The organism is Actinoplanes sp. NPDC051388 (assembly GCF_055586225.1).
This window is the reverse complement of the sequence record NZ_JBVJIP010000033.1, coordinates 64,460-72,296: the sequence shown is the minus strand read 5'-3', so window position 1 is coordinate 72,296 and position 7,837 is coordinate 64,460. Positions and strand designations below refer to the sequence as shown.

General features: G+C 67.6%; 7 protein-coding genes. 3 read left to right on the top strand and 4 right to left on the bottom strand.

The features are described 5' to 3' along the window. The first annotated feature begins 583 nt into the window (after positions 1-583). The 3 genes from ACZ6TI_RS46810 (at position 584) to ACZ6TI_RS46800 (ending at position 2,974) form a co-directional block, all read left to right on the top strand. On the top strand, positions 584-931 hold the full coding sequence (locus ACZ6TI_RS46810) for a LysR substrate-binding domain-containing protein (RefSeq protein ID WP_465351791.1): 348 nt from the start codon (positions 584-586) through the stop codon (positions 929-931). Between the two features lie 133 nt (positions 932-1,064). Further along, positions 1,065-2,318, top strand: a complete 1,254-nt coding sequence (locus ACZ6TI_RS46805; protein ID WP_465351790.1) for a NucA/NucB deoxyribonuclease domain-containing protein — start codon at positions 1,065-1,067, stop codon at positions 2,316-2,318. Between the two features lie 71 nt (positions 2,319-2,389). After that, a complete protein-coding gene (locus ACZ6TI_RS46800) occupies positions 2,390-2,974 on the top strand; it encodes a hypothetical protein (RefSeq protein ID WP_465351789.1) in 585 nt (194 codons plus the stop codon). Positions 2,975-4,294: 1,320 nt separating this feature from the next. On the opposite strand, the gene ACZ6TI_RS46795 is transcribed toward ACZ6TI_RS46800, so the two are convergent. The 4 genes from ACZ6TI_RS46795 to fxlM form a co-directional block, all read right to left on the bottom strand. Continuing rightward, positions 4,295-4,486, bottom strand: coding sequence for a DNA-binding protein (locus tag ACZ6TI_RS46795; RefSeq protein ID WP_465351788.1), 192 nt, complete (start codon positions 4,484-4,486; stop codon positions 4,295-4,297). Positions 4,487-4,791: 305 nt separating this feature from the next. Then, positions 4,792-5,295 carry an RICIN domain-containing protein gene (locus ACZ6TI_RS46790; RefSeq protein WP_465351787.1) on the bottom strand — a complete coding sequence of 168 codons (504 nt, stop codon included), beginning with the start codon at positions 5,293-5,295 and terminating at the stop codon, positions 4,792-4,794. Between the two features lie 583 nt (positions 5,296-5,878). Next, positions 5,879-6,490: an AAA family ATPase gene (locus ACZ6TI_RS46785; RefSeq protein ID WP_465351786.1), complete on the bottom strand. Its 612-nt coding sequence runs from the start codon at positions 6,488-6,490 to the stop codon at positions 5,879-5,881. Next, positions 6,487-7,710, bottom strand: a complete 1,224-nt coding sequence (gene fxlM, locus ACZ6TI_RS46780) for a methyltransferase, FxLD system (protein WP_465351785.1) — start codon at positions 7,708-7,710, stop codon at positions 6,487-6,489. Before fxlM ends, ACZ6TI_RS46785 begins: the two co-directional genes overlap by 4 nt. Positions 7,711-7,837: the final 127 nt, after the last annotated feature.

Here is a 7,837-nt window from a genome sequence, read left to right as displayed (position 1 = left end):
CCGCACCCGTTGCCAGGACCCTACGCTGAATACCGATCATGGGCAGCTCTTCCCCCGTGTCCGTGTCTGTAGTCGCCGGTTCAGGTCGGTCGTTGGCGACTCGACCTGAGCATTCCCCCGAGCCGTGGGCAGAACGCGCCATCGGCCCGAGAGTTTCCCGTGGTGGCAGGTCGGGGAATGTCGTCATGCGGCGCGGCGTGGCTCTGCGCGGTATTGAGCCGGAACGGGAGGCTCGGCCCACGCTTGTGTAGCTGGCCCAGCACCACAAAATTGCTCGAGGATGAGCTCGGCGTTGCGCTGTTCGACCGCACCACGGGCAAAGTGACCCTGACCGAAGCCCGGTGCACGCTATCGGGAGCGGATTCGCGAAGCACTTCGCGCCACCGACGTGGCCGGGGCGAAGCGCGTCGCGTCGCCGCCGGCGAGACCGGCCACCTCGCGATCGGATTCACCGGCTCGGCGGCTTATGAGTTGCTGCCGTCGCTCTCGCGTGACCTGCGCATCGCCTTTCCCGACATCGAGCTGGATCTCAAGGGCGAGCTGCTGACCCCCGACCAGGTGGCGGCGTTGCTGAGCGGCGAACGTGACGTTGGGATTCCTTCGCCCACCGGTGCGCGACCCGCGGCTGGAGGTCAACGTGCTGCGAGCAGAGCCGCTGATCGTCGCGCTGGCTGTTCAACAACGGCTCGCGGATTCCCCAGTGGTCCAGCTCGAGAACCTCGCCGACGAGCAGTTCATCGGCTATCAAGAACACGGCCGATCGGTTGTGCGCGACGTCGTCACCGACGCGTGCCGGCATCAACCTGTCGCCCCGGCGGTCAGTCGGTGCCGATCCGGCATGTCGGACAATCAGTCAACAAGAAATGTGACTTGTGTCACTCCAGTGACGGAAGGTGACCGACCCTCGAATGCCCGGGCAGCATCCATTTGACCATCCGTTGTGGACACAGCCTTACGTCGAGTGAGCGGGATGGCTATCGATCTTTGCCGATGTTCGAATGCAGGCGGCGGCGCCCGGCAGCAACACCACGGAGGAAGGCACCGCCGTCCACACGGGAGGAAACATGTCCACGAACTCGGTTCGCCGAGGGAGCATCCCGCTCGGCGTTCTCCTATCCCTGCTCGTTGTCGCGCCTGGGCACGCCGTCGCCGGTCCGCCGGAATCGGCTCCCGCCGTCGGCCCGGAAGTCCTGGCCAAGCCACACATTCCCAGCTGGCAGCGAGGCGCGGAGACGACGGCGCGGCACCCCGCCGCCGACGGCAAGCGCTGCTCGACCGCCGCCGACTCGCGGATCATCTGCGTCGAGCCCGCCCCCGCCCGCAAGGCCGCGCCGCGCACCGCGCCTGACGCCCTGGTGGACATGCCGCTGTGGTGCGCCGAAAGCAACGGGAGCCCGGTCTCCGCCGCGCGGACGGCCGCCTGCCGCGTGTCAGGCCTCCTACTCACCACCACCGTGATCACCAACGGTGTCCCGCGGCTGACCGGTGAGCTGAACATGAACGTCTTCGACTACACCTACGGCGCCGTCGACCTGCCGAACTGGGGACACCAGATCGGCGTCGCCCCGAACACGGGCTGGGGTGACGCGCTGCGCGCCTCGGTCTCCGGCACCAGCACGGTCGCCGGTGACTGCACGGTCAGCGGCGCCGCGATCTTCCCGCCCCGGTCGCTGTCGCCCGCCAACGGCGTCATGCGCTCGGGCGAGTCGTACGCGGTGACCACCGCCGTCGCGCCCGGCGCGATCGGCTACTGCACCACCACCTGGAACCTCACCTTCACCACACCGGGGTATCCGCCGGCCGGCTCCAGCTCATCAATGTCTGAGGTGTCCTGCGACAACGCCATCGGCGCCAACGGGTTCCGCCCGGCCCGCGTCGGCTGCGTCGTTCCCTGGTTCCCGGCGGCGAAGACCTACTTCCGCAGCACCCACCCAACCCTCGCCGACCACGTCGCCCGCGCCCAGGGCTCCGGCCTGCCCGGCACCACCTTCGCCAACCCGCTCAACCGCAACGTCGACCAGGCCACCATCGACACGAACCGCCGCCTCGCCTGCGGCGACGCACCCAGCATCAGCGGACGCAGCTGCGACGAATACCCCCTGGCAAGCACCTACCAAGGGCTGGCCTTCGGCGGCACCCGCCGCACCTTCACCGGCTGCAACATCACCGCGCCGACCGGCGTCACCGGCCCGGTCGGCGCCAGCGCCTGCATGATCATCGCGAGCGAGAACAACTCCCAGGGCGGCCTCATGGCGGCCTTCTACTACGACGAACGGGTACTCGGCACCGACCCCTACCGCATCCTCGTCGCTCCATAACACCCGCGATACGGTGGTTCCCGGTGTCACGCCGGGAACCACCACCCGCGAGAAAGGCTGCCTGCCCACCCATGGCGATCGTCCGCACCGAGGACCACAGCTTCATCGTCGGCGACGGCGACGACATGCCCATCGCCTCCGCCGACTTCTCCACCGGCCTCGCCGGCGCGATGCACAACTGCGCGCTGATCTGCACCGGCATCGACCGCGGCCCAGTCACCGTCACCGCCGAAGCCCTCGACGCCGCGCCCGGCCTCGACAGCGTGCACGCGTGGGACGACGTGGCCGAGATCAGCCTGACCGCCCCCGCCGGCCGGCTCACCGTGCACCAGCTCCTGTACCTAGCTGGCGAGACCCCACCGGACCTTCCGCAACTCAGCCCCGCCGGGCCAGGCACCTACCGCATCCGCATCCACGCACGCGGCCGCGACGCCCACCACGACCAGGTCGTCGACACCCCCAGCGAGCAATACCACCTCACCTGCTGGCCCGCCCCGCCGACCGGCCCACTCATCGTCCGGGCAACCGACCGATGCGGATACGGCATGCGCCTGACCGCACTCCAGGCACCACCCACCACACCAGCGCCCGAGCCATCCGTCGCCGACCCCGAGCGCGCATCCCTGCTGGAGAACCTGCGCCGTTCCCCGCGCTGACCACCCGATCCGGACTCCTGCATCCCGTCTCGCCGTCTGCCAATAGGCGCCCGATAAATTCGGGCACCGCTGGCTACGGCATGCGGCCACCGCGAGACATGCTCGGCGGGAGGCTGATCCCGTCGCTTACCAGCGATCTGAGGAGACTGTCGGGCGGGTGCTCACCGTTACGGCGATCGATGCCTTGACCACAGCTCGACTATTCGTGTGGTCCGTCTGGGAAAGTGTTCCAGATTAGTGAACCGGCGTTTTTCCAGGTCAGCGCCAGCCTCAGGCGACTAGCGTCGATTCAATGTTGCGCTGGCCCGTCGACCCGATGCGTACCGCAAGCACACCACCCTGCACGCTTCGCCTAGCGCCGTCTTCGAGATGAGATGGGACGGGTACCTGGCGATCGCCGGGTGTACTCAAGACGAGTTACGGCTGGAGTCACGCCACGGTGCCGACCGCACCCGTCACTTCCCGGACGTCGCCGCCTCCCTTGCTCAGTAGCTGCCACCGGGGCTCCTCAATGCCAACGTCGCGAACACGCTGGCACGAAAGGTCAGGAGCTGTCAGCTGACGCGGCTGACCATATGGTTGGTGTCGGCCCGCTAGCTCGGTCGTCCGCCAAAAAGGTTGAGCCCGGTCTGTGGGTCGACCCACTCCAGGCCCGGATCACGGATAATCACCCACGTGCGCCAAGGGCGCCAGCGGTATGCCACGCCAGCCGGATGAATCGTCCAAGAGTCCGTCCAACGAAGCTGCTCGAATGCCGCAACGACCCGGTCACGGGCACGCGCGACGCCGGATCCTGGACGGCCTACGACGTCGACGCGAATCCGGCCAACCTCAAGGAGACGCACTGCGGTGTAGGGGACTCCCGCTGCGCGCAGGACGGCAACAACGCTGTGCTCGGTGACCCGCTTCATCTGCGAGGGGTGTTGTTCTTGATCCGGCATCTCAGGCTCCTTTCTACTCGCTCAGGAGTCGAAGGACCTGGTGCATTGACTGCTTTCCGTGCTGAGCAGTACAGGTCAGACGAGGCCTCACCCATAGTGGCATCGCCCACCAGATCGTTCCAGCCGCGACGTCTGGATGCGAGTGACCGTCGTGGACCTGTGCCGGCGACTCGCAATGTGCCGCTCGGACATCCGCCGACGGATCGCCCAATCATTGAACGCTCATCGTCGACCGACAGTGATGGCGCGATCTGCTGCTGCAAATGGGGGCCTTCGCGAGCCGGCGCCGGGCTTGCTGGCGCTGCGGCCACGGCGACGAGGGCGGGCTCGGAGCAGCGCTCGAGGAGAGGGCTTGACGGTGGGCTTCGGCCCCGGGGTGTCATTGCCGCCGTCGGTGGTAGATCCACTTCTCGACGTCATCGGCCAGCCAGACCTTGCCAGCATGCAGATCGGCAATCGGAGCGGGGAAGTCAGCTCGGCGGGTGATCTGATAGGCGCGTTGCCGACTGATCCCGCCGAGCCGGACCCGTATCTCGTGCGTGCCCATCAGCCGCAGATCGCGCCTCATCATGACCACACTATAGGCATACGACTACTAGACAAACAGCACCGCCGGTCGAGGCGCGGTTGTAGGTTCTCACCGCCGATGACGAATTCTCACGATCTTGGCGGCCATATTGACGGATCCGCCATGATCACGAGAATCGACAGGCGTGGTGGCCTCGAGACATCCTGGATGTCAAGCTAGCCACTGTGTAGTGCGGGCCAGCAGGCGATGTCGCCTGGTCGCGCGAGCATGTCGAGGTTCGGTGCTGGGTGGCCGCGAACCATCGCCGCTGGCCGGCCGACGTGGCGCTGCGCGAGTTGCCGGGCGGGTCAGCCGTGGAACCACTGCTGGTTCAGGGTAGGTGGCTGGTAGCAGGGCCACGACGTGATCGTCCCGTTGGGTTGGCCGTTCACGTGAGACATGTCGAGACAGTAGAGGCTCGACTCGTTTCGGTACCTGTTGGCCGTGTCCTGCCGGGAGATCCACCAGTTCTGGGTGGAGCCGCCGTGGCACCAGGCGACCCAGACGAACGTGTTGCCCGGGTTGGGCTGCTCCAGGCACTCGTTCTGCAGGCCGGTCGCGCTGGCGATGCGGTAGTCGTCGGTCCGGTTGGCGTTGGTGCCCGGCACGAGGAGCCACTTCTGGCTGTCGCCGGAGTGGCACTGCACGATCCATACGTCGTAGGCCCCGGTCAACCTGGTGAGGCAATAGCCCGGACTCTGGGCACCCCAGATCCTCACCGTTGACGCGGCGGAAGCCGGACTCGGCTGGACGGCCAGCACCATCACGATCACGGCGGCCATCACCGCGACACGCCGGATTGCACGCTTCATCACCAATTCCCCCGTTCGGTGGATGTGATTGCGTATCCATCAGCGTGTCAGCGACCGTCCACAGAGGTCCATGGGCGTGGCGTGCCACGTCAACCGGAAACGCTCTCTCGGGGCGGAATGCGTCAAGAGTGGACCGGCGTCCAGGCGGCCCGAGAGCTGCCGAGGAATCCGCCATGATCGTGAGAATCGGCAGCCGCCAGCACAATGAGAAATCCTCCAAGCGCCCAGCACGCTCTCACACCGTCCGCCAGCCGACACGCGAACCTACAACCGCTGAACCACCTCAGCCGGCAACGCGATTCCTTGCCAAGGGGGCTCGCCGACGTCGTCAGTACGTATGGCCTCGATCGAGACGATCCCAGCAATCGGCGGACCCGCGTCGCTGATGATCACGACTTGGCGAGGTGATGCCGGCCAGCCGAACTGGTTTCGTGAATCGCACGATCCTCATGGTTCGATGCTGCAAGTCTGAAGGAGCGCAGCCAGCTCTGCCATGTCTCGATCTTGACGCCGAGGTACGACACTTTCGCGGCTCGACGGTGTAGACGTCGCGTCGAGACCGGCGGGCGGGGAGGGAGTTCGGTCACCGGCCCGCGTTCTCCTCGCAATGTGTTCCGGTGGCGGCGTCTTTCTTGGCTACGCAGTGCGGGCACCGGGTCGGGCAATCACTCAACGGCGCCGCCTCGCCGAGACCACTGGTACGCATGATGGTGGCGACCGTCTCTTCCAGGCCGCTGCTCTCGGGGATCACCAGCTCCCCTGGTACGCCGAGAACGTCTCGCTCGACATACCACTCCCGCAGGTGATCGGCCGTGACCTGCTCAAGCCCCTTGCCGTGGTGCCGGCGGATCGTCTCCGCCAGGCTCACATCGAGGTAGAACACGTACGCCGGGCCGCCATGGTCAGCGATCAGCTGGTGAAGCACGCCGCGGTAGCGAGCGGCGACCATCATGCCCTCGACGATCACGTGGAAGCCGTACTCGAGCGCCGCCATCGCGGTGGCGGCAATGACTGCCGGTGCCGCGACCTCGATGCCGCCGGTGTCGTGCTCGCGCAGAACGATCCGGCGCATGTGATCTTGCTCGATCAGCGCGCAGCCGCGCCCGTACTGTTCGCGGACGTGCCGGGCCGCTGCGGTCTTCCCGCTTGCTGAGTTGCCGCGCACGATCACCAACGTCGGTGAGCCCCTGTTCATCGGCCGCCGGGCCAGGTGATCGCGGTCAGGGCATGGCGGCGTCGCACGACGAGCCGAAGCCGCTCGGTTTCGGTGAGCTCGGCGGCGGCCGGGTGCACAGTGATCTGCGGGCCGCCGTGATGGCGGTGATGCTGATCCCAGGTCGTGAGCAAGCCGATCAGGTCGTCGACGAGCGCCGTGGCGTGCTGGCCAAACCCGTGGGCGCCGAGTTGCCAGCCGTCGTCGTCCTGCTGCCGGCTGGTCAGGTAGGCGACGCTGTCGCCGGTCAACAGGGTCGGGCAGCAGAATCGGTCCTGCGGGTCCCAGGTCCCGGCGGTGCGCTCGCGGTCGACGGTGAGAACCCCGTACGGGCGGGGCTGACTGGCCAGGAAAAGGTGCAGCGCTTCGAACGCCGTACCGGCGGCCAGGGTGACCGCCGACCACCGCTCGTCCCGTGGCCCGTCCAGCGCTGCGGCCATCGCGTCGGGGTCGACCAGTGTCGCCGGATCATCCAGGACCAGGACAGCGTCGTCGCCGCGCAAATGCACGCGGCGTACCGGGTCATGGCCGTGGCCCTGCATCGGCACGAACCCACACTGGATCGACGCGCTCGCGGACAGGTGGTCGCCGCTGCGCTGCAACGTCAGGCAGCGGGTGTGGGCGCGCATCCGCAACGGCACCACGAGCCGTCCGCTCGGCGCCAACTGCTCCAGCCAGGCGGGTGGGATGTCGGCTGCTTCTACGGTGACCAGGACCGCGTCGTAGGGGCGGTCGGGCGGATAGCCGTGCTCGGCGTCGGCTACGGCCGTGTGCACCAGCGGATATCCGGCCCGGTCGAGCGCATCCCGCGCAAAGCCGATCACGTCCGGGTCGATGTCGATCGTGGTCACCCGCCCGGTCGGGGCGACGAGTTCAGCGGCCAAGGCCGCGTTGTAGCCACCCGACCCAATCTCAAGCACCCTGGCGCCGGGCCAGAGGTGGGCCTGTTCCAACATGTACGCCTGCAACCATGGTGCCGACACCGAACTCGTCGCCGTCCCCGACGCGTCCCGCTTGGTGACCACCACCCCATCCGCGTACGCCGCCCGCAGGCTCGTGCCGGCCGGCGCGAACAGATGCCGTGGCACCGCCCGCAACGCCGCCTGCACGGGCAGCGACTGCGCGAACCCCTTCCCCACCAGCAGGGCGGTCAGCTGAGCGCGCAGATCAGCGGCGGGCGGTCCGGCGTCCAGGTCAGTCATCGGCAACTCCCCGAGGCCACGGCGGTCGGCAGGATTGGGCGAACCGTAGCGGCGGGGTACGACGTTTCGGCACTGCTCCGGCCTGAGCTGTCACCCGAAAGAAATCCGCAACGTGAAGGCGGCGGCC